Source organism: Staphylococcus lugdunensis (assembly GCF_001558775.1).
GTDB lineage: Bacteria > Bacillota > Bacilli > Staphylococcales > Staphylococcaceae > Staphylococcus > Staphylococcus lugdunensis.
In genome coordinates this window covers 798,302-821,184 of record NZ_CP014022.1, presented here as the reverse complement: position 1 = coordinate 821,184, position 22,883 = coordinate 798,302, and the positions used below count along the sequence as shown (strand labels likewise).

17 protein-coding genes are annotated in these 22,883 nt (G+C 33.5%); 14 read left to right on the top strand and 3 right to left on the bottom strand.

The genetic code is table 11. The features are described 5' to 3' along the window. Window positions 1–79: 79 nt before the first annotated feature. Window positions 80–460 (bottom strand): sporulation phosphorelay system protein KapB, encoded by a 381-nt coding sequence (gene kapB / locus AL499_RS03865; RefSeq protein ID WP_002493132.1) that lies wholly within the window; start codon window positions 458–460, stop codon window positions 80–82. Between the two features lie 68 nt (window positions 461–528). Here kapB and AL499_RS03860 point away from each other — a divergent pair, with 68 nt between their 5' ends. From AL499_RS03860 to AL499_RS03830, 7 genes are all read left to right on the top strand, one after another. Continuing rightward, on the top strand, window positions 529–1,122 hold the full coding sequence (locus tag AL499_RS03860) for a peptidylprolyl isomerase (protein WP_002459548.1): 594 nt from the start codon (window positions 529–531) through the stop codon (window positions 1,120–1,122). A 286-nt stretch (window positions 1,123–1,408) separates the two neighbouring features. After that, entirely contained in the window at window positions 1,409–1,789 is a 381-nt protein-coding gene (ygs, locus tag AL499_RS03855) for a S1 domain-containing post-transcriptional regulator Ygs (RefSeq protein ID WP_002459547.1), read from the top strand. A 197-nt stretch (window positions 1,790–1,986) separates the two neighbouring features. After that, entirely contained in the window at window positions 1,987–3,117 is a 1,131-nt protein-coding gene (locus tag AL499_RS03850) for an NADH-dependent flavin oxidoreductase (protein WP_002478443.1), read from the top strand. A 539-nt stretch (window positions 3,118–3,656) separates the two neighbouring features. Continuing rightward, window positions 3,657–4,901 carry a Glu/Leu/Phe/Val family dehydrogenase gene (locus tag AL499_RS03845; RefSeq protein WP_002459545.1) on the top strand — a complete coding sequence of 415 codons (1,245 nt, stop codon included), beginning with the start codon at window positions 3,657–3,659 and terminating at the stop codon, window positions 4,899–4,901. Between the two features lie 370 nt (window positions 4,902–5,271). Then, window positions 5,272–6,894: a hypothetical protein gene (locus AL499_RS03840; protein ID WP_002493115.1), complete on the top strand. Its 1,623-nt coding sequence runs from the start codon at window positions 5,272–5,274 to the stop codon at window positions 6,892–6,894. Window positions 6,895–6,922: 28 nt separating this feature from the next. Then, the gene (locus AL499_RS03835; protein WP_002493130.1) at window positions 6,923–7,204 is read left to right on the top strand and encodes a hypothetical protein; all 282 of its coding nucleotides are present in this window, start codon (window positions 6,923–6,925) and stop codon (window positions 7,202–7,204) included. A 296-nt stretch (window positions 7,205–7,500) separates the two neighbouring features. Continuing rightward, complete coding sequence (locus tag AL499_RS03830) at window positions 7,501–7,866, top strand: hypothetical protein (RefSeq protein WP_002478440.1); 366 nt, start codon at window positions 7,501–7,503, stop codon at window positions 7,864–7,866. A gap of 215 nt (window positions 7,867–8,081) precedes the next feature. On the opposite strand, the gene argH is transcribed toward AL499_RS03830, so the two are convergent. Further along, window positions 8,082–9,464 (bottom strand): argininosuccinate lyase, encoded by a 1,383-nt coding sequence (gene argH / locus AL499_RS03825; protein WP_002493138.1) that lies wholly within the window; start codon window positions 9,462–9,464, stop codon window positions 8,082–8,084. Next, window positions 9,454–10,659 carry an argininosuccinate synthase gene (locus tag AL499_RS03820; protein WP_002459540.1) on the bottom strand — a complete coding sequence of 402 codons (1,206 nt, stop codon included), beginning with the start codon at window positions 10,657–10,659 and terminating at the stop codon, window positions 9,454–9,456. The genes argH and AL499_RS03820 overlap by 11 nt, the downstream gene beginning before the upstream one ends. A gap of 330 nt (window positions 10,660–10,989) precedes the next feature. On the opposite strand from AL499_RS03820, the gene AL499_RS03815 reads away from it, so the two are divergent. The 7 genes from AL499_RS03815 to AL499_RS03785 all read left to right on the top strand — a co-directional run bounded on the left by AL499_RS03815 (window position 10,990) and on the right by AL499_RS03785 (window position 22,498). Beyond that, window positions 10,990–12,321, top strand: a complete 1,332-nt coding sequence (locus AL499_RS03815; protein ID WP_002493127.1) for a glucose-6-phosphate isomerase — start codon at window positions 10,990–10,992, stop codon at window positions 12,319–12,321. Window positions 12,322–12,480: 159 nt separating this feature from the next. Continuing rightward, entirely contained in the window at window positions 12,481–13,056 is a 576-nt protein-coding gene (locus AL499_RS03810) for a TVP38/TMEM64 family protein (protein ID WP_002493116.1), read from the top strand. 4 nt (window positions 13,057–13,060) lie between these two features. Next, on the top strand, window positions 13,061–13,582 hold the full coding sequence (lepB, locus tag AL499_RS03805; protein ID WP_002459537.1) for a signal peptidase I: 522 nt from the start codon (window positions 13,061–13,063) through the stop codon (window positions 13,580–13,582). A 13-nt stretch (window positions 13,583–13,595) separates the two neighbouring features. Continuing rightward, window positions 13,596–14,165, top strand: a complete 570-nt coding sequence (lepB, locus tag AL499_RS03800) for a signal peptidase I (protein WP_062248869.1) — start codon at window positions 13,596–13,598, stop codon at window positions 14,163–14,165. 159 nt (window positions 14,166–14,324) lie between these two features. Next, a complete protein-coding gene (gene addB / locus AL499_RS03795; RefSeq protein ID WP_002493113.1) occupies window positions 14,325–17,792 on the top strand; it encodes a helicase-exonuclease AddAB subunit AddB in 3,468 nt (1,155 codons plus the stop codon). Further along, window positions 17,789–21,439 carry a helicase-exonuclease AddAB subunit AddA gene (gene addA, locus AL499_RS03790; protein ID WP_002493135.1) on the top strand — a complete coding sequence of 1,217 codons (3,651 nt, stop codon included), beginning with the start codon at window positions 17,789–17,791 and terminating at the stop codon, window positions 21,437–21,439. Before addB ends, addA begins: the two co-directional genes overlap by 4 nt. Window positions 21,440–21,595: 156 nt before the next feature. Continuing rightward, window positions 21,596–22,498: a fumarylacetoacetate hydrolase family protein gene (locus AL499_RS03785; protein ID WP_002459533.1), complete on the top strand. Its 903-nt coding sequence runs from the start codon at window positions 21,596–21,598 to the stop codon at window positions 22,496–22,498. Window positions 22,499–22,883 lie beyond the last annotated feature (385 nt).

Genomic DNA, 22,883 nt, shown 5'->3' with positions numbered 1-22,883 from the left:
CATATTGTTCTGAAAAACGTGACAATCACTACTATGCTTACATTTATCGAGACTTTTAAATAAGAAGAAACACGTTTTTTTAGTAAAAATTTTGTTTATATTGAAGGGTATAATCCTCTTTTATGCGTGACAAATTTTCTAATGCGCGCTGTGCATAATCATCATTTTGTTCTTTAAGTGAATCTTCTAATGCGGAGAGTGCTTGTTGCAATGATGTTTCATAAGACATACGTTCAACATTAAATTCCCGTAATTGTGATTGCTTAGCATAACGCTTTTCAAAGTGGCTTAGCGCTTTACGCTCATGAAAGAATACGCCTTCTGTAGCTTTGGGATGATGTAAATCACCTTGTTTTGGATGTTTAATCACTTGCTCAATTTGAACAAGAACCTCATCACCATGCTGTTCTACAATGGAGACGCCATAAGTCCCAGTTTTATGTGAAAATCGATGTAACATGTTATATGACTTCCTTTCAAATATGTTAGTATATATGTATATCATCATAACATGAATGGAGAATTGAAATGGCTAACTATCCACAGTTAAATAAAGAAATACAAGATAATGAAATTAAAGTAATCATGCATACAAATAAAGGTGACATGACGTTTAAATTATTCCCAGATATTGCTCCAAAAACAGTTGAAAATTTTGTGACACATGCGAAAAATGGCTATTATGATGGTGTTACATTCCACCGTGTGATTAATGACTTTATGATTCAAGGTGGTGACCCTACAGCAACTGGTATGGGTGGAGAAAGCATATATGGAAGTGCTTTTGAAGATGAATTTTCATTAGAAGCATTTAACTTATATGGCGCTTTGTCAATGGCCAATGCTGGTCCAAATACAAATGGGTCACAATTTTTTGTTGTACAAATGAAAGACATTCCAGAATCAATGATTAGTCAACTTGTTGATGGTGGCTGGCCTGAAGAAATCGCTCAAGCTTATAAAGAAAATGGCGGTACACCATGGTTGGATCAAAAGCATACGGTTTTCGGACAACTCATTGAAGGAGACACTACATTAGAAGATATCGCTAATACTAAAGTAGGTCCTCAAGATAAACCTGTACATGATGTTGTTATTGAAGGTATCGATGTAGCAGAATAAGAACTAAGAACGCGATATAATCACGACCAACAAGGATTTAAATATTTAGCTGTATGAGTTGTTGGCTGCTTGGGATTTAATAGGTAGCCCAAGCACTACTTTTATAAATAGAATATATGATTTAACAAGGATTAAAACCATGTAGATTGATTGTTATCAGTTGCATGGTTTTTAATTAGTCTATAAACTACATGATTTCTCTGTTCCTAACAATATTATTAGTCCACATTATCGTTTTGTGCTATTATTATTATGTTAAGTAAAATAGATATAAGGGGTTATCACGTTGAATAATCACTATAGAGCAGGTCAACATATTAAGGTACGTGTGACTGGTATTCAACCTTATGGCGCATTTGTTGAGACCCCTGACCATACTGAAGGACTTATTCATATTTCAGAGATCATGGATGACTATGTCCACAATTTAAAGAAATTTCTGTCAGAGGGACAGGTAGTTAAAGCTAAAATTTTATCAATTGATGATGAAGGAAAGCTTAATTTGTCCCTTAAAGATAATGATTACTTTAAAAACTATGAACGTAAAAAAGAAAAACAATCCGTTTTGGATGAAATAAAAGAGACAGAAAAGTATGGGTTTCAAACGCTTGAAGAACGCCTACCGGTCTGGATTAAACAGTCAAAACGTGCGATGCATAACAATTGAATGACTGTGAACACGTCAAACTAACGTTGCTGATTAAAAGGAACGTTAGTTTTTTTATATAAAAATTCACAAATGATTGATATTTAGTTTTTCGGGAAGAAAAAAAGTGGATGTCAACATGTATTAACAAGCAAATAATTAGAACTAAAGTTGTTCACATGCTATAGTTTGTGCAAAATTAAGGAGGAAAATTTGCAATGAATAAAAAATATGCGAAGTTATTTGAGAAAGTTAAACTACCGAACGGTGTTGAACTAAAAAATCGATTTGTTTTGGCACCTATGACACACAATACTTCAAATGATGATGGTACAATTTCTGAAAGTGAAATAACATTTAGTGAAACGCGTTCTAAAGATGTTGGTCTAGCGATTAATGCAGCAAGTAATGTTAATGATCTTGGTAAAGCGTTTCCAGGTCAACCTTCAGTCGCACATGATTCCGATATCGATGGTTTAAAGCGTTTAGCAAAAGTGATGAAAAAACACGGCGCAAAGGCGTTAGTTCAAATACATCACGGTGGTGCACAGTCATTGCCAAACTTGACTCCTAATGGTGATGTTGTAGCTCCTAGTCCAATTTCAATGAAAAGTTTTGGAGAGCAGCAAGAACATCACGCGCGAGAGATAACACCAGAAGAAATTGAACAAACGATTAAAGATTTTGGTGAAGCAACACGTCGTGTGATTGAAGCGGGATTTGATGGCGTTGAGATTCACGGAGCTAACCATTATCTTATTCATCAATTTGTTTCTCCATACTATAATAGACGCAATGATGAATGGGCAGATTCAATGAAATTTCCACTAGCTGTCGTTCAAGAAGTACTTCAAGCAAAGCAAAAATATGCAAGTGATGACTTTATTGTTGGATATCGTTTATCACCAGAAGAACAAGAATCGCCAGGAATTACAATGGAAATCACTCAGCAATTGGTTGAACTTTTGGCAGAACAACCTATTGATTACATTCATATATCAACAATGCATGTACATGGTGAAACACGAGAAGGTAAATACGCTGGTCAAGAACGCTTACCACTGATCCATAGATGGATAGATGGTCGCATGCCATTGATTGGAATAGGCTCTATATTCACGGCTGACCAAGCATTAGATGCAGTTGAAACAGCAGATATCGAATTAGTGGCTTTAGGACGTGAACTTGCACTCGATTATCAATTTATTTCAAAAATCGAAAAAGGCAAAGAGCAAGATATTATTTCTACATTTGATTCAACACGACAAGATCATTATGAATTACCACCGAACTTGTGGAAAAAATTTAATAATGGCTTTTATCCACTACCAAGAACAGATGAGAATTAGAGGTCATTAACACGAGCTAGCGGGACTAAAAGAAACACACAGTACATGTCTCTATTATATTCTGAACCAAATATTGGCAGTAGTTGACTGGATTGAAAATACGCTTATACTCAGCTTTATTCAATCCTAGTCAACCTTACCGGGGCGGACTACGAATTCATAATGAATTATGTTCTGCTCCTTTTTATTGGAGTGTCGTCTTAAATTGGGCTTGTATTTTGTTGGTGGGTTGTGGCATTATAAATGTAAGGGCTTACAAAACAACTCTTTTATTTATATAAAGGAGTTGTTTTGATTTATTTGTATGAAGTAAAATTGATTAAATTATTGTGACACAATGTTTAATTCGGCAATCAAACATTGGGATATAAAGTTTTGATATGATGTTTATACAAATTGCTAGGCATACTGTAATGGTAGTACTAAAGGCTGTTCAAAAAATTGTAACATTTAGTATGAAACCCCTTTAAAAACATAAGACATATTGTTACAATGTTTATGAAAGCGAAATCATTAGTTAAAAAGAGGCGAAGAGGATCATGACTGAGACTAATAATTTAGTAACTTCTACACAAAGTATTATTAAAGAGGCATTACATAAATTAGGTTTTGATGATGGTATGTACGATTTAATTAAAGAACCATTAAGATTTTTAGAAGTGCGTATTCCAGTAAGAATGGACGACGGAACTGTAAAAACATTTACTGGTTATCGTGCACAACATAATGATGCAGTTGGGCCAACAAAAGGTGGCGTAAGATTTCATCCTGAAGTAGATGAAGAGGAAGTAAAAGCTTTATCTATGTGGATGACCTTAAAATGTGGCATTGTCAACTTACCATACGGCGGTGGTAAAGGTGGTATTGTGTGTGATCCACGTGAGATGAGTATTCATGAAGTTGAAAGATTATCTCGTGGCTATGTAAGAGCAATTTCACAATTTGTGGGACCGACTAAAGATATTCCAGCACCTGATGTATTTACAAATTCACAAATTATGGCATGGATGATGGACGAATATAGCGCATTAGATAAATTCAATTCACCTGGTTTCATTACAGGAAAACCAATTGTCTTAGGCGGTTCACAAGGTCGTGATCGTTCTACTGCCTTGGGTGTTGTTATAGCTATTGAACAAGCAGCTAAACGAAGAGGACGTCAAATCGAAGGATCTAAAGTAGTGATTCAAGGCTTTGGAAACGCAGGTAGCTTTTTAGCAAAATTCCTATACGATATGGGTGCTAAAATTGTAGGTATATCTGATGCATATGGCGCATTACACGATCCTAATGGACTAGATATTGATTACTTATTAGATCGTCGAGATAGTTTCGGTACTGTAACAAATTTATTTGAAGATACGATTTCGAATAAAGAGCTATTTGAAATAGATTGTGATATTTTAGTTCCAGCAGCAATCTCAAATCAAATTACTGAAGATAACGCACATGATATTAAAGCTGATATTGTTGTTGAGGCAGCTAATGGACCAACGACACCTGAAGCAACACGTATTCTAACAGAAAGAGGTATTTTACTAGTACCAGATGTGCTTGCAAGCGCTGGTGGCGTAACGGTATCATACTTTGAATGGGTGCAAAATAACCAAGGCTACTATTGGTCAGAAGAAGAAGTTAATGAAAAATTACGTGAAAAATTAGTTGAAGCCTTTGATACAATATATGAATTATCTCAAAATAGAAGAATTGATATGAGATTAGCAGCATATATTGTCGGCATTAAGCGTACTGCTGAAGCTGCTCGTTATCGTGGTTGGGCATAAAATACAATAATAATTTTTAGGGTCTGGGACATTAAGTTCTTAAACAATGTAAAAAAGACAATTTCTATTAAAATTATTTGATAGAAATTGTCTTTTCTCTTATGTATTAGATAATATACAGCTCGTTATCATTTTAGGGTGATAAGATGTAGCCCTACGATGGTGTTCGAATTATAAATTAATTTTGGTTTGATATCATTGCTTACCTTATTATTATTCGGCAAACGTCATAAAAATCGTAAAGAAAATTAATTATATTTTACAGAAAGGTCGGGCGTCTGTCCGTCCTTTTTTATAATTGATTGAAAATTTGCAGAAAAAATAAAATATTTGTAAAGTAAAGTTAACCTATTATTAAAGGAGAAAGCCTATGAATATAGAAAGTAAAATTCAAGACTTAGTTGATCAAGTCAACAATTTCTATCCTGAATTTGATAAAATATTTGTGAGTTTGGGCAAACCCAATATTAAAGCGCAAGTCAAATTATTAAAAAATAAGCGTAATCTTGAACGTGATGTTATGAAGCGATGCCAAAAATTTAAGAAACAAGCAGGTAGTTATCCGCAATGGATAAAATTGGATATCGTTACTGATACACAAACCATTCGTTTTGATAATGTAGCTGAAGAATTGATAACTACTCGTAGAAATTATATTGATTTTGGTATTGCAATGGATAATTATTGGAATTTAACTTTTTTACCAGAAGAAATTAATGCCAATGCATTTGTTAGACCTAAAAAAGGTACGAACACTTTATTTTTATCCGAAGAAAATATTAATAATTATCTTAAAAAATATACGACACATAAAAAAGGTTTTAGCTATGAATTTTACAAAGATAAAAATGTAACGAAGTTTTATACACAAGGGTTTATATATGATGGTGAAGGTATTTATCAATTACATGGAAGAGGATATCAAAAAAACTTACGTATAGTTAATAATTTACATACAGAAATTGATAAGTTAATAGATAAGAGTTCTGACTTTTTACAAAATATGCTAATGCCGAATGGACGCTATATTTATGGTTATTTTCCACATTTTGATAAAACGATTAATTTTTATAACGTACTTAGACACGCTTCCTCAACGTATGCATTAATTGAAGGTTTAGCATATCAACAGAAAGATATTACATCAACAGAGAAAGCAATTGACTATATTATTGATTATTGTTTATGCAAAGATAACTCAGGAGCAATGTTTGTTTTTGATGGTACGAATGATATCAATGAAATTAAATTAGGTCAAAATGCGTCATTTATTTTTGCTGTATGTGAATATTTAAAATATGGACAATTTAATAAACGTTATTTAAATGTAGCGCAGCAAGTTGCTCAAGGTATGTTAAAAATGATTAATCAGACGACAGGCGAAACGGTACATATTTTAAATTATCCAGATTTAACTGTAAAAGAAAAATATCGTATTGTATATTATGATGGAGAAGCAGCACTTGCGCTATTACGGTTATATCAAATCGATCAGCAGCCGCAATGGTTAAAAACGGTAAAAATATTATTTGAGTATTTTATTGCTAATGATTATTGGAAATATCATGACCATTGGTTAGGCTATTGCACAAATGAGTTAGTTCAAATTTCATCGGAAGAAAAGTATTACCGTTTTGGAATTCAAAACGTTAGTTCTCACTTGGATTATATTAAACAGAGGGAAACAACATACCCTACGTTTTTAGAAATGCTGATGGCCACATATCATTTAGTTGAAAAGGCTAAAGCTTCGGGATATGATGATTTGGTTGCAAAATGGTTAGACGAAGATAAATTTATTGATACGATCCATACAAGGGCAGATTATGAACGCACGGGTTTCTTTTATCCTGAAATTGCGATGTATTTTAAAAAGCCAGGTCGCATTTTAAATAGTTTCTTTATTAAACATCATGGTTATCGTGTAAGAATTGATGATATAGAACATTATGTGTCAGGGTACGTGCAATATCAGAAAGTATTTAAGGCGTAAGTTTTGTAGGTAAAAAGGAGTATAAGATATGACTCGAAAGGATAATCAAAAGAATGACAATAAAGTTCCTGAAAAACACAGTAAAAATTATGAAGACAAGAAATCAAAAATAGATAAAGAAATAGAAGCAGAATTACTGGAATATTTAAATAGGGATAAAACTAATGAAAAAGAAGAGAAGCAGGAAAAGAAAAAATACAAATCGGCAATGTTTGTTGTTTTACTGATTATTGTTTTACTATACTTATTTAAAATGGGCAAACATTTTATGTATATTGATATTAATGCGCTGCTGCTATATTTTAGTTAATATTATAAGAATGTATATCTCATGCGTTATTGTAATAAGACTTGTTGTGAGAAGGATACCTAACACTTTCGCTAAATTGATTTAATGTGAACTTAGCGAAAGTTTTTTTATAAAAATGATTAGAAATTAATAGCATAGTTATCACAATAAAATATTACTGTAAATAACAAAGTTTAAATACAAACGCATGTCGATTCTTCATAAAATTTTAAAACTTAGCAGATATAATATATTACGTAAAGATAATTAATAATACTTTATTTGAAATCATCACATGTTAAAGGAGAACCATACCAGTGAATAAATTTAAATTATCCATCTACTTACTATCCATTCTTCCAATAGATTATTTTGGTTTAATTATAGATTATCATTATAAAGTGATGTGGGGATATATTCCGCTAGTTATAATATCTATTGCTCTCGGAATGTTTATTAAAAGCTTTAAGAGCTATGTCTCAACATTTATGATTAGAACAATAGGTATAGTAATATCTTTCATTTGTACGCATGTTTTTATGAATTTGTATGAAACATCAGGGTATTTTAAACCGTTCTATGCATCTGGTTATGCCATTTTTTTAGGAATAATCAGTCATATCATCATACTGGTAACGATAGCAATTACTTATACAATCACACCAAAAGATGATAAGTCTTAGGCAGTTTTATGGTAAATGCATATTTATGTTACAGCTTAAATTAGTGATTATCTGCAAGTAGGTCGAATAACCAATAGGCTAATTATTATAGAGGTAATTGCACTATTTTTCTATTCAAAATTTAAAAATCGAACTAGTGTTTTATCTCACCAGTCCGATTTATTATAGAACCAAAAGAAATCATTATAAAATGAAATCAATTTTTAATGAATGATTTATGATTCATCGAGTAATGCTTGCGCTACTTTAAGTTGATGTTTAACTGCATCAGGTCCCGTAGAACCATAGCTTTGGCGACGTTGTAAGCAATTTGCTGGTTTGAGGTAGTCATAGATATCTGCTTCAATGCGTGCGTCATAAGCCTGGTAGCGTTCTAGTGAGACATCTAGGAGGTAAATACCTTGTTGTATACATTCAAATACTATTTTTCCAACGATTTCATGTGCAGTTCTAAATGGGACGTTTTTAGTAACTAAATAGTCAGCTAACTCTGTTGCATTTGAAAAATCTTGTGTAACTGTTTGTGCTAAGCGTTCTGAATTAACAGTCATAGTTGCAATCATACCTTCAAATATTCTTAATGAACCTTTGATCGTATGCAAAGCATCAAATAATCCTTCTTTATCTTCTTGCATGTCTTTATTGTATGCTAGTGGTAACCCTTTAAGTGTTACAAGCATACTCATCAAGTGACCTGTTGTACGTCCCACTTTGCCACGGATAAGTTCAGCCATATCGGGATTCTTTTTCTGTGGCATGATAGAGGAACCAGTTGAAAATGCATCCGCAAGTGTAATGAACTTTGCTTCATCTGTTGACCAAAAAATAATTTCTTCGGCAAAGCGTGATAAATGAACCATTGTTAATGAAATATTGTGCAATGTTTCTACAATATAATCACGGTCACTAACGGCATCTAAACTATTTTCATAAACGCTAGCAAATCCGAGTAAGTCCTTCGTTTCATGTCTATCAATTGGATATGTTGTACCGCTTAAGGCTGTTGCACCTAATGGTGAGATATCTGTACGTTTTAAGCTATCAGTAAAGCGTCCTTTATCACGTTCAAGCATCCAAAAATATGTCATAATATGATGTGCGAAAGATATAGGTTGAGCACGTTGTAAATGCGTGTATCCAGGCATTATCGTATCAACGTGTTGATTGGCAAGCTCAACGATGGTCTGTTGGAAAGATTTAATTAACGTTGTTATATCTAAAACTTGTTGTTTTGTATATAAATGCATATCCGTTGCAACTTGGTCATTGCGACTACGACCAGTGTGCAGTCGACCACCTGCTGCACCTATGCGCTCAATTAATTCATGTTCAATATTTAAATGAATATCTTCCAATGAATGTTTAAATGTTAATTTATGCTGATGAAAATCAGCTTGTATTGCTTTTAGCCCGTCTATAATATCCGCTTTGTCTTGTGTTGAGATGATACCTTGATTTGCTAACATTGTGGCATGTGCAATACTTCCTGCAATGTCTTGATCAATTAAGGTTTGGTCAAAATCGATGGACGCATTAAAATCATCTACCCATTCCTCGGGTTGCTGTTGGAAGCGTCCACCCCATGCTTTATTGCTCATTGCTATAGCCTCCATGTAACATGGCGTTGACTTGTGTTGGTAAGCCAAAGATATCAATGAAGCCAACAGCAGCTTCTTGATTGAATGCGTCCTCTTTAGTATAGGTTGCTAATTTTTCATCATAAAGCGTGTAAGGTGATTGTCTGCCATTAACGATGGCATTACCTTTAAATAATTTAATTCTGACATCTCCTTCAACATGTTGCTGTGTTGAATCAATGAATGTTTTTAAGCTGTCTGTCAAAGGTGAGAACCATAACCCGTTGTATGTTTGCTCTGCGAATTGTTTTTCAATGATTGGTTTGAAATGTGCCACATCTTTTGTTAGCGTAATGGTTTCAAGCGCTTTGTGTGCTTTTAAAATGACTTCAGCACCAGGCGTTTCATAAATCTCTCTCGATTTAATACCTACAAGTCTATTTTCTACATGGTCGATACGACCGATGCCATGTTTCCCAGCTAGGTCATTCAAAGTTAAGATTAGCTCATCTAAATCATAGGCTTTATCGTTCAATTTAACTGGAATACCTTTTTTAAATGATAGGATAATTTCATCAGCAGTATCTGGTGTCTCTTCAATAGGTGTTGTTAAATCAAATGCATCTTCTGGAGGCGTTGCATAAGGATCTTCTAAAATACCGCATTCATTTGCTCTGCCCCATAAATTTTGATCAATTGAATAAGGAGAATCATGATTGATAGATACAGGAATATTGTGTTTCAATGCATAATCAATTTCTTCTTCACGGCTCCAAGCCCATTCTCGCACGGGTGCAAATGTTTTTAATTTAGGGTTCAAAGCTTTGATCGCTACTTCAAAACGTACTTGATCGTTTCCTTTACCTGTACAGCCATGTGCAATACCAATTGACTGTGTTTGTTCAGCAATTTCTACCAATTTTTTAGCAATGAGTGGTCGTGATAATGCTGATACGAGAGGATAACTATTTTCATACATCAAATTACCTTTAATAGCATAGCTTACATAGTCATCACTAAACTCTTTCGTAGCATTGATAATATGGCATTCAATTGCGCCCATTTCTAAAGCTTTAGAGTGTACAGTATCTAAATCTTTTCCTTCACCGACATCTAAACAACAAGCTACAACATCATATCCTTTATCTATAAGCCATTTAACTGCTACGCTAGTGTCTAATCCACCAGAATAAGCTAACACGATTTTATCTTTCATTATATAGTCACCTCAAATTGTTTTCATAATTATCATTATGACTTTATCATAACAGAAAGGTAATGAAAATAAAACCGTTTTATTACATAATTATACATTTTATAACTTTATCATTTTTCTTTATTAGCCTTATATATTCACATTTAAAGCTTTTTTGTAATTTTTAAAAAATATGAAAAATGCATAAAAAAGTAATGGTAGATTTTACTTTAATTTGATATCATTATCATTTTTTAAATAGCTCAAATTTAGTTCTAAGGACTTGAAATTTGAATAAGGTATACAAAGTTAGTAAAATTAAAGTAATCTACCCCACAGGAGGCTTTTTAAATGACGCATATTCAATTAGATTATAGTAAAACGTTAGAATTTTTTGAAAAACATGAACTAGAACAACAACAAGAAATTGTAAAATCAATTCATCGTACAATTCATGAGGGAACAGGTGCGGGTCATGATTTCTTAGGTTGGCTTGATTTACCAGAAAATTATGATAAAGAAGAATTCTCTAGAATTGTTGAAGCGGCAAAACGCATTAAAGCTAATTCTGATGTGCTTGTTGTAATTGGAATTGGAGGATCTTATTTAGGTGCACGTGCTGCAATTGAAATGCTAACCTCATCATTCCGTAATAATACAGAATATCCTGAAATCGTTTTTGTTGGAAATCATTTATCATCCACATACACTCAAGAATTACTCGATTATTTAGCTGATAAAGATTTTTCTGTTAACGTAATTTCTAAATCAGGTACGACTACTGAGCCTGCAGTTGCATTTAGATTATTTAAGCAATTAGTTGAACAACGGTATGGTAAAAAAGAAGCACAAACACGTATTTTTGCTACTACTGATAAAGCAAAGGGTGCGTTGAAACAACTTGCTGATAATGAGGGCTATGAAACATTTGTTGTTCCTGACGATGTTGGCGGACGATACTCTGTACTAACTGCCGTAGGTCTATTGCCTATTGCAGCAGCTGGAATTAATGTTGAAGCAATGATGATAGGTGCAAATAAAGCACGTAAAGAGTTATCATCTGATAATTTAGACGATAATATTGCATATCAATACGCAACGATTCGTAACGTTCTTTATAATAAAGGCTACACAACTGAAATGTTAATTAACTATGAGCCGTCTATGCAATATTTCAACGAGTGGTGGAAACAATTATTTGGTGAATCAGAAGGTAAAGATTTCAAAGGTATTTATCCATCAAGTGCTAACTATACAACTGATTTACACTCTTTAGGACAATATGTCCAAGAAGGACGTCGTTTCTTATTTGAAACTGTAGTTAAAGTAAATCATCCTAAACAAGATATCACGATTGAAGAAGATAGCGAGGATTTAGACGGTTTAAACTATTTAGCAGGCAAAACAATGGACGAAGTCAATACTAAAGCATTTGAAGGTACGCTATTAGCACATACAGATGGCGGTGTTCCAAACATTGTCGTTAATGTACCAAGATTAGATGAAGAAACATTTGGCTATTTAGTATATTTCTTCGAATTAGCCTGCGCAATGAGCGGTTATCAACTAGGCGTTAATCCATTCAATCAACCTGGAGTTGAAGCATACAAACAAAACATGTTTGCATTATTAGGTAAACCAGGTTATGAAGATAAAAAAGCTGATTTAGAAGCACGCCTATAATAGGTAATGGTTTATTAAAGTTTGTTGAACCGATATGTGGTAATAGTGCTGCATATCGGTTTTTAGTCTTTCAATAAGGTATTGTAGGCGTTTATTTGCTACAATGTTTTTAAGTAAATAGCAATGTCAGACATTATTTATAGAAGGGATAGGTCACTCATGTTACAACAAATTGAACAATGGTTTGATGCGTTTCGAGATTTGGGCTATTTGGCTGGCTTTCTACTTCTATATTTAAGAGCTATGGTACCCATCTTACCGTTATTTCTTTATATTACAGTTGTTATTCATGCTTATGGATTTACTGTAGGAATTATTATATCTTGGTTGGGAATTGTAGCAGGTACATTTACAGTCTATCTTATTTGCAAACGATTTATTCATTCCAAATTTATGCTTAAAATTCAGCAAAGAACAGCGGTGAAAAGGCTTATTCATTTTATAGATAGACAAGGACTGGTGCCTATATTTATCTTACTATGCTTCCCGTTTACGCCCACTACGTTAGTGAATTTTGTTGCAAGTTTATCCCATATTAAGACTAAATATTACTTTATTATTTTGCTAATCTCTAAATTGATTTCTATATTATTATTAGGCATGATGGGCACAGGAATAACAACATTATTTACGCATCCTATTCGTGGCATATTATTGATTTTAGTTACAGTTGTATTATGGATTGTTGGCAAACAAGTTGAAAAGTATTTTATGGGTCAATCAAAGGAGAAGTGACAAGGTGCAAAAAGTTAGTCAATATATAATAGCTTTTATTGCTGCGATAATTTTTGTTTTCATTTTAAATGTTTTTATTATTCAAGGTGCAGTAGTAAAGCAACAGAACATGGCACCTGTTTTACAAAAAAATGATCGTGTCATTGTTAATAAAGTCAAAGTGACGTTTAACATACTACAACATGGCGATGTCGTTATGTTCCGACAACATGGTGATTTAAAGTTTAGTCGAATTGTCGGTATGGCTGGTGAATCAGTTGAAGTCAAGCAGGGGCAATTATATCGAGATGATAGACAAATTAAAGCACCATATGCTAAAAATATAAAAACAGACTTTCAGTTACGCAATTTACCTCATTCAGAAGGAGATATCATTCCACCTGATAAGTACCTTGTACTATCTGATGATAGTCGATTAAATAAGCAATCTCAGTCATATCAACTTATAGATAAAAAAGACATTATTGGTGATGTTAATTTAACTTATTATCCTTTCCATCATTTTCGTTATAACTATGAACGATAAAGGAGGTGTTTATGTGAAAAAGGAATTGACAGAATGGTTAATAGCTATAGCGGTAGGTATTATTTTAGTCATACTAATCATTAATTTTGTAGCGAAATCATATACCATTAAAGGCGACTCAATGAATCCAACATTAAAAGATGGCGATCATGTTCTGGTCAATATTATCGTCTATAAAGTAGGCACTGTGAAAAAGGGGAATGTCATTGTCTTCCATGCTAACCAAAAGGATGATTATGTTAAACGCGTTATAGGCACACCAGGTGACAAAGTATACTATCGAGATGATCAACTTATTATAAACGGAAAAAAAGTAAAAGAACCTTATCTCGAATACAATATGAAACGTAAGCAAGGAGAGTATATTACTGGATCTTTAGATATAAAAGATTTGGCCGGTGCAAAACATAATTCTAATGTCATACCTCAACATAAATACCTCGTGTTAGGAGACAATCGTGAGGTAAGTAAAGATAGCCGTGCTTTTGGACTTATCGATGAAAAGCAAATTGTCGGTAAAGTGTCTTTAAGATTTTGGCCATTAACTGATTTTAAATTTAATTTTAACCCTGATATGAGCTAATGATATAGACAAGAGATGATTGCATTTCAATGCGCAACGTCTCTTTTTATTTATCATAAAAAGTATTTTCGATTATCTGCGAACAACCTCATAAAATCACTATATAGAAACGTATGTTCTGTGTTAAAATGAATTTAATAAAGGAGCGTGGCTATATTTATGGAATTTAATACATATATCGGAAGAGCTGGGACCGGCAAATCCTATCAAATGATTAGTGACATTAAATCAGAAATGAAACGCCAACCTCTTGGAGACCCGATTGTACTCATAGCCCCTACTCAAAGTACCTTTCAGTTGGAACAAGCTTTTGTAAGCGACCATGAATTGTATGGAAGTCTTAGAACAGAAGTACTACATTTTGAGCGATTAAGCCATCGTGTGTTTCAAGAAGTAGGTGGCTTATCAGAAGAACGCTTATCTAAATCAGCCATGGAAATGATGATTTATGATATTGTTCAAAATCACCAACAGGAATTAAAGCTTTATCATTCTCAAGCTAAATATTATGGCTTTAGTGAGAAATTAGCAGAACAAATACAAGATTTTAAGAAATATGTTGTAACGCCTGAGGATTTGCAATCGCTTGTGACACAACATTCATTACCTACACGCACGCAACATAAATTAGAAGATATTGCATTAATTTATAATGCGTTTGAGCGTCAAATTGCTGGACGTTATATCACATCAGAAGATAAGCTGAAACAATTCATTAATGTTATGCCACAGTCACAATGGTTGAAGCGTGCTGAAATTTATATAGATGGTTTCCATAACTTTTCATCATTAGAGTACGACATTATCAAACATTTAGTGAAGTATGCTAAGAAGGTAACTGTACTTCTAACAACTGATGGAAATACTGATCCATTTAGTCTATTTAGAAAGCCATCTGAAGTATTACAACATTTAGAAGAAATTGCAGCAGAATTAAATATAACTTTAAATCGCAAACATTTTAACCAACAACATCGATTTACTAATCATGATTTAGTGCACTTAGAACAAGAATTTGATGCTTTACAAATTAATCCAATCCAACAACAAGGTCACATTCAAATACTTGAAGCAGCAAGTATACGAGAAGAAGTCAATGAAGTTGCACGACAAATTATTAAAGCGACGCGTGAGCAACACTTAAGGTATCAAGACATAGCTATACTGTATCGAGATGAAAGCTATGCATATCTATTAGCATCTATCCTGCCACAATTTGACATCCCATTTCATATTGATATAAAGAAATCTATGACACATCATCCTATCATGGAAATGGTGCGTTCATTAATAGAAGTTATGCGTACAAATTGGAGTACAGATGCTATGCTGCGCTTATTTAAAACAGATATCTTAACATCCCAAATAAAAAACAGCAGTTATCTTATTGATTTATTAGAAAATTTTGTATTAGAACGCGGTATCACTGGGAAACGTTGGTTTGATGAATCTCGATTTCAAATAGAACATTTCCAGAAAATGGGGCGTAAAGAACATCAGCTTACACCTGAAGAACAAGAAACCTTTGAAAAGGTTGTGCGACTAAAAGATGATGTGGTTCATAAAATTCTCTATTTCGAACAGGCGATGAATGATGCGCATACTGTCATTGATTATGCTACGGCATTTTACGAAAGCATGGAATATTTTGAACTGCCTAATCAATTAATGACTATACGTGATACGTTAGAGGCTGATCATCGGTATGAAGAAGCAGAAGAAATTGATCAAATTTGGAATGGCATCATTCAAATTTTAGATGATTTAGTCACAGTATTTGGAACGACTGAGATGTCATTACAACGTTTTAACGAAGTACTAGATATTGGTTTAGAACAGTTAGAATTTGCCATGATTCCTCAAACGCTAGATCAAGTATCAATAGGGAGCATGGATTTAGCTAAAGTAGACAACAAGGCTAAAGTATTTATGGTTGGTATGAATGATGGCGTGATACCTCAACCGATTGCTTCTACGAGCTTAATATCTGATGAAGAAAAGAAATTTTTTGAAACACAAACTCATATTGAGTTGAGTCCAACATCAGATGTTTTGCAGATGGATGAAGCATTTGTATGTTATATAGCAATGACACGTGCGACACAACAAGTAACTTTTTCGTACAGCTTAATGGGTAATTCTGGCGATGAAAAAGAAATCAGTCCATTTTTGTCTCAAATTAAGCAGCTTTATACAAACATGCAGATAGATAATTTAAATTATGTTCATGCGCAACAACCATTATTACTCGTTGAACATGGCCATCAAACTAAAATTCATTTATTTGAAGCTTTACGTGCATGGCTTGATGATGAAATCGTTGCAGATACATGGATAGATACGTATCAAGTCATGCGAGATGATGCACAATTAAATGATGGACTTGATTATTTATTAACGTCATTAACTTATGATAATCACACTGTACAATTGAGTGATCCATTGGCACAGCAATTATATGGTAAAGCGATTAATGCCAGTGTGTCACGTTTTGAAGGATATCAACAATGTCCATTTAAACACTATGCTTCTCATGGGTTACGCTTAAATGAGCGTACGAAATATCAATTGCAAAACTTTGATCTTGGTGACATTTTTCATTCTGTATTAAAGTACATTTCTGACAGAGTTAATGGTGATTTTAAACATTTAAACGCTAAGACAATCAAACAGCTGACTTCTGAAGCACTTGAAGAAATTTTACCGAAAGTTCAATTTAATTTATTAAATTCTACAGCTTATTATCGCTATTTATCGCAGCGTATTGGCGCCATTATAGAAACGACACTTGGCGCATTAAAATACCAAAGTAGCTATTCTAAATTTAAGCCACAACGCTTTGAAACCGGATTTCGTCGCAAGCCTCATCAAGATGAACTTATGGCCGAATCACTTCAAACAACTCAAGGCATTCCGATTAATATAAGAGGACAAATTGACCGCATAGATACCTACACTGAAGATGATCAAAGTTATGTGAATATTATTGATTATAAATCGTCAAAAGAAAGTGCAAAGCTAGATTTAAAGAAGGTTTACTATGGTTTACAAATGCAGATGATGACATATATGGATATTGTCTTGCAGAACCATGAACGGTTAGGATTATCAGACACAATTAAACCAGGGGGATTGCTGTATTTTCATGTGCATGAACCTCGCATCAATTATAAACATTGGACTGATATTGATAATGTTCAGTTAGAATTAGATTTTAAAAAAGCGTTTAGAATGAGTGGATTAGTAAATAGCTCAGAAGAAGTGTTAAATGCTTTAGATTTAAGAATGGAACCAAAATTTGTGTCTGATATCATACCCGTGGGAAAAACAGCTAAAAACACTATAAATCAGCGAGGCAGTCAAGTCGCTGATGAAGCGACAATCATGAAGTTTATTGAGCATAATAAGCGTAACTTTATTGAAACCGCATCTAATATTATGGCAGGACATACAGAAGTGGCGCCATTAAAATATAAACAAACTTTACCTTGTCAATATTGTAGCTATCAGTCTGTTTGTCATGTTGATGGCATGATTGATAGTAAACGATATCGTACAGTTGATGAAACAATTAATCCTATTGAAGAAATCCAAGAGGCGGTTAAAGATGGAGGTGACGATGCATGATACCAGTCAAGCCCGAAGGGGTAATTTGGACAGATGCGCAGTGGCAAAGTATATATGCTAAAGGTCAAGATGTGTTAGTTGCGGCCGCTGCCGGCTCAGGGAAAACGGCAGTTTTAGTAGAAAGAATTATTCAACGTATCATCAGAGACAATGTTGATGTTGATCGATTATTGGTGGTTACTTTTACTAATTTAAGTGCACGTGAAATGAAACATAGGGTAGAACAACGCATTCAAGAAGCAGCACTTGAAGATCCTAATAATACGCATTTAAAGAATCAACGCATAAAGATACACCAAGCTCAAATTTCTACATTGCATAGTTTTTGTTTAAAGCTAATACAACAGCATTACGATGTGTTAGATGTTGATCCTAATTTTAGAACGAGTAGTGAAGCAGAAAACATCTTACTGTTAGAACAGACCATAGATGAAACTTTAGAACACTACTATGATGTGTTAAACAGCGATTTCATTGAACTAGCAGAGCAATTGTCTAAGGATAGAAATGACGATGACTTTAGAACAATCATTAAATCTCTTTATTACTTTAGTATTGCGAACCCCAATCCTTTTGAATGGTTAACCCAATTAGTGAAACCATACCAAAATGAAGCACAACAAGACAACTTGTTACAATTGTTGACAGATTTGTCGCGTATTTTTTTACGTGCTGCACAAGAGGCTTTAAGTAAAAGCTATGAAATATTTACTTTAGCTGAAGATACGGACAAGCAAATAGCTGTCATTGAAGATGAAATGGCTTTTATGACTAAAGCCTTTGATGGAGATATGATACAAAGTGATGTAATTGCAAATCATGAATTTGTCAGTAGATTTCCTGCATTGACTAAAAAGATAAAAGAAGTAAATGAAACTATGGGTGATGCACTTGTTGAAGCTAAAGCATATTACGATAAATATAAATCGCTTGTATCCAAAGTCCAAGCAGACTATTTCTCACGCAGTGCGCAAGATTTAAAGCGAGATATGCAAAGGTTGGCACCACGAGTAAATATATTAGCAGACATTGTTAAAGACGTTATAACTGCATTTGGTCAAAAAAAACGAAGTCGTAATATCCTAGACTTTGCTGACTATGAGCATTTTGCGTTACAAATATTAACAAATGATGATGGCTCACCTTCTCATATCGCGGAGATGTATCGCGAACAGTTTGCTGAAATATTAGTAGATGAATACCAAGATACCAATCGCGTACAAGAACAAATATTATCCTGCATTAAGACCGGTTCAGAAGCAGACGGTAATTTATTTATGGTAGGGGATGTCAAGCAATCTATTTACAAATTTAGACAAGCAGACCCAAGTCTATTTATTGAGAAATATCAACGTTTTAATGCAGAGGGTAACGGCACAGGTATACGCATTGATTTGTCGCAAAACTTCCGATCTAGAAAAGAAGTGTTAAGTACCACTAACTATTTATTTAAGCACATGATGGACGAAGAAGTTGGTGAAATTAGTTACGATGATGCTGCACAATTGTACTATGGTGCGCCATTTGATGAGGTGGATCATCCAGTAGAGCTGCGTACATTGATTGAAGCAGATAAAGAACATAGTGAACTAAATGGCTCAGAACAAGAAGCTGAATATATTGTTAAACAGGTGAAAGATATTTTAGCAAATAAGCGTATATTTGATATGAAAACGGGTCACTATCGTCAACCAACATATAAAGATATTGTTATTTTAGAACGTAGTTTTTCGCAAGCTAGAGACTTGCAACAAGCGTTTAAAGATCATGACATACCCTTTCACGTGAACAGTAGACAAGGCTATTTCGAACAAACGGAAGTGCGATTAGTTTTATCATTTTTAAGAACAATAGATAATCCTTTACAAGATATTTATTTAGTAGGATTGATGCGTTCGGTCATCTATCAATTTACCGAAGATGAATTAGCTAATATACGTGTCTTCAGTCCTAATGATGACTATTTCTATCAATCTGTTGTGAACTATATTAACCATGATTTGGCTAATAAAAAATTAGTAAAGAAACTACAAAATTTCATAGCTGATATTAAAATGTATCAGATTTATAGTCAAAGTAATCCAGTTTACCAACTCATAGATAAGTTTTACCATGACCATTATGTTATCCAATATTTCAGTGGTTTGATTGGTGGTAAAGGACGACGGGCCAATCTTTATGGATTATTTAATAAGGCTATCGAATTTGAAAATTCTAGTTTTAGAGGACTTTATCAATTTATTCGTTTTATAGATGAACTGATTGACCGCGGCCAAGATTTTGGCGAAGAAAATATCGTAGGTCCTAATGATAATGTCGTTAAAATGATGACTATTCATAGCAGTAAGGGATTAGAATTTCCATTTGTTATTTATTCAGGATTAACAAGGGAATTTAATAAGAAAGATTTACGGGAACAAGTTATCTTAAATCAAAAATATGGTTTAGGTATCGATTATTATGATATTGATAAAAACATGGCATATCCTTCACTGTCATCTGTTGCTTATAAAGCAATAACAGAAAAAGAAATGATATCAGAAGAAATGCGTTTAATTTATGTGGCATTGACACGTGCAAAGGAACAACTTATTTTAATTGGCAGACTTAAATCCACAAAAAAACTTGAAGAGTACGAAAAATTAGCTATTTCAGGTTCACATATAGCTATTAATGAGCGTTTGACGGCAGAACATCCTTTTGAACTTATTTATGGTATTTTGTCGAAGCATAAGTCCTATGAACTGACACCGGATTTAATGTTCGAAAATGATATTGCAAATTTAGCAGAAAACATAAGACCAAACGTAAATATCATTATTGATTATTTTGAAGATATTATTGAAGCTAATCATCAAGATATGAATGAGCAGCGTTCTATTTCGGATCTTAATACGTTGGATACAGGAAACGATGATATTAAGGCGAAAATTACGCAACAGCTTAAGTTTAAATATCCAAACGTGATTAATACCACTAAGCCTTCTAAGCAATCCGTATCTGAATTAAAACGACAACTGGAAACTGAAGAAAGCAATACGAACTACGATCGCGTTCGACAATATCGCATTGGTGTTGCGACATATGAACGGCCAAGATTTATGCGTCATGTTACGAAGCGTAAAGCCAACGAAGTAGGAACATTAATGCATACTGTCATGCAACATTTGCCTTTCAAACCTGAGCGTATGACAGAGGAAGCATTGGAGCAATATATTGATCATTTAATCACACAACAAATTATTGAACATGATGCTAAGAAAGACATTAAATTTCCAGAAATAATGACGTTTATTCAAAGTGATTTATATCTTGAAATCGCAGAAGCTGAACAAATTTATCGTGAATTACCTTTTGTTGTAAATCAAGCAAAAGTTGATAATATATCAGATAACCATGAAGACGTAGCGATTATTCAGGGTATGATTGATCTAATTTATAAGAAAGATAATCAATATTACTTTGTTGATTATAAGACAGATGCTTTTAATAGACGAAAAGGTATGACAGATGAAGAAATAGGAGAACAACTTAAAGAAAAATATCGCATTCAAATGCAATATTATAAAAATGCTTTAGAAACCATGCTCCATACTGAAGTAAAAGGTTCTTTATATTTCTTCCAGTTTGGTAGATTATCCATATAGTTCAGTCCAATCAAGATTTTTAAAGCGAAATTATTTGAACAAGGTTTGTCATAATGTATGAGCTAACTTTTGAAATTTTCGGACATATATATTTGTGATTTTAAGAAAATTATAGTTATAATATGAGTTAAGATATAGATGAGGAGTTGATAATGAATGAAATTCTTGTCATTCAAACATGAAGACGTCACATCTTACGGCGTGAAAGTAAAACGTGAAGATGCGGTTTGGGATTTAACAAAAGTATTTGCTGATTTTGCAGAAGGGGATTTTCATCCTAAATCATTATTAGCGGGCTTACAACAAAACCAAACGTTAGATTTTCAAGAACAAGTACGAAAAGCTGTTGTTGCTGCAGAAGATAGTGGCAGAGCAGAGGATTATAAAATAGCATTCAAAGATATTACATTTTTACCACCAGTGACACCGCCAAATAATGTTATTGCTTTTGGGAGAAATTATCAAGATCATGCGAGCGAACTTAATCATGAAGTCCAACGCCTCTATGTATTTACAAAAGCAGCTTCATCGTTAATCGGCGATAATGCTACAATTCCGAATCATAAAGATATTACAGATCAATTGGATTATGAAGGTGAACTTGGTATTGTTATTGGTAAATCAGGTGAGAAAATTCCTAAAGCTTTAGCGCTAGATTATGTCTATGGGTATACTATTATCAATGACATTACAGATCGTAAAGCGCAGGATGCTCAAGACCAAGCATTTTTATCTAAAAGCTTAACGGGTGGTTGCCCTATGGGACCATTTATTGTGACTAAAGATGAATTACCAACACCGGAAAATGTAAATATAGTGACTAAAGTAAATAATGATATCCGTCAAGATGGTAATACAGGAGAAATGATTTTAAAAATTGATGAATTAATTGAAGAAATTTCAAAATATGTCGCATTACATCCAGGTGACATTATTGCAACTGGTACACCGGCTGGGGTTGGAGCTGGAATGGAGCCACCACAATATTTACAACCTGGCGATGAAGTAAAAGTAACAATTGACAATATTGGTACGTTAACAACATATATTGCAGAATAAGTTAGTGTGTAAACATATAGTTATAGAGGTTAAGATATAAATCGTCTCTTACTTAATAACAAATCAGTCTGGGACATCATTATGTTTTAGGCTATGAAATATATATTAGCAGTCGTTGACTGGATTAAAAATACGCTTATACTAAGCTTTTTTCAATCCTAGTCAACTTGCTGGGGCGGGACTACGAATTCATTATGAATTCTGTCCCGCTCACATTTTTGTTATTGAAATTATCGTTTTAACGTGAAAAATTCATATTCTGTATTTAGTGATGAATTGTAGAATGAATGGTTCCATGAATATTATACTTTAGTCTACGATTTCAAAGGCTTGTTTCCGCTGTTGTGCAGGTGCAAGGCTTTTTTAATTATGATTTGATGCACAT

Bases quoted from the DNA above. Each gene is read 5' to 3' on its own strand.
- kapB (WP_002493132.1), bottom strand. From the start codon at position 460: ATGTTACATCGATTTTCACATAAAACTGGGACTTATGGCGTCTCCATT.
- AL499_RS03860 (WP_002459548.1), top strand. From the start codon at position 529: ATGGCTAACTATCCACAGTTAAATAAAGAAATACAAGATAATGAAATT.
- AL499_RS03850 (WP_002478443.1), top strand. From the start codon at position 1,987: ATGAATAAAAAATATGCGAAGTTATTTGAGAAAGTTAAACTACCGAAC.
- AL499_RS03845 (WP_002459545.1), top strand. From the start codon at position 3,657: ATGACTGAGACTAATAATTTAGTAACTTCTACACAAAGTATTATTAAA.
- AL499_RS03840 (WP_002493115.1), top strand. From the start codon at position 5,272: ATGAATATAGAAAGTAAAATTCAAGACTTAGTTGATCAAGTCAACAAT.
- AL499_RS03835 (WP_002493130.1), top strand. From the start codon at position 6,923: ATGACTCGAAAGGATAATCAAAAGAATGACAATAAAGTTCCTGAAAAA.
- argH (WP_002493138.1), bottom strand. From the start codon at position 9,464: ATGAGCAATAAAGCATGGGGTGGACGCTTCCAACAGCAACCCGAGGAA.
- AL499_RS03820 (WP_002459540.1), bottom strand. From the start codon at position 10,659: ATGAAAGATAAAATCGTGTTAGCTTATTCTGGTGGATTAGACACTAGC.
- AL499_RS03815 (WP_002493127.1), top strand. From the start codon at position 10,990: ATGACGCATATTCAATTAGATTATAGTAAAACGTTAGAATTTTTTGAA.
- AL499_RS03810 (WP_002493116.1), top strand. From the start codon at position 12,481: ATGTTACAACAAATTGAACAATGGTTTGATGCGTTTCGAGATTTGGGC.
- addB (WP_002493113.1), top strand. From the start codon at position 14,325: ATGGAATTTAATACATATATCGGAAGAGCTGGGACCGGCAAATCCTAT.
- addA (WP_002493135.1), top strand. From the start codon at position 17,789: ATGATACCAGTCAAGCCCGAAGGGGTAATTTGGACAGATGCGCAGTGG.
- AL499_RS03785 (WP_002459533.1), top strand. From the start codon at position 21,596: ATGAAATTCTTGTCATTCAAACATGAAGACGTCACATCTTACGGCGTG.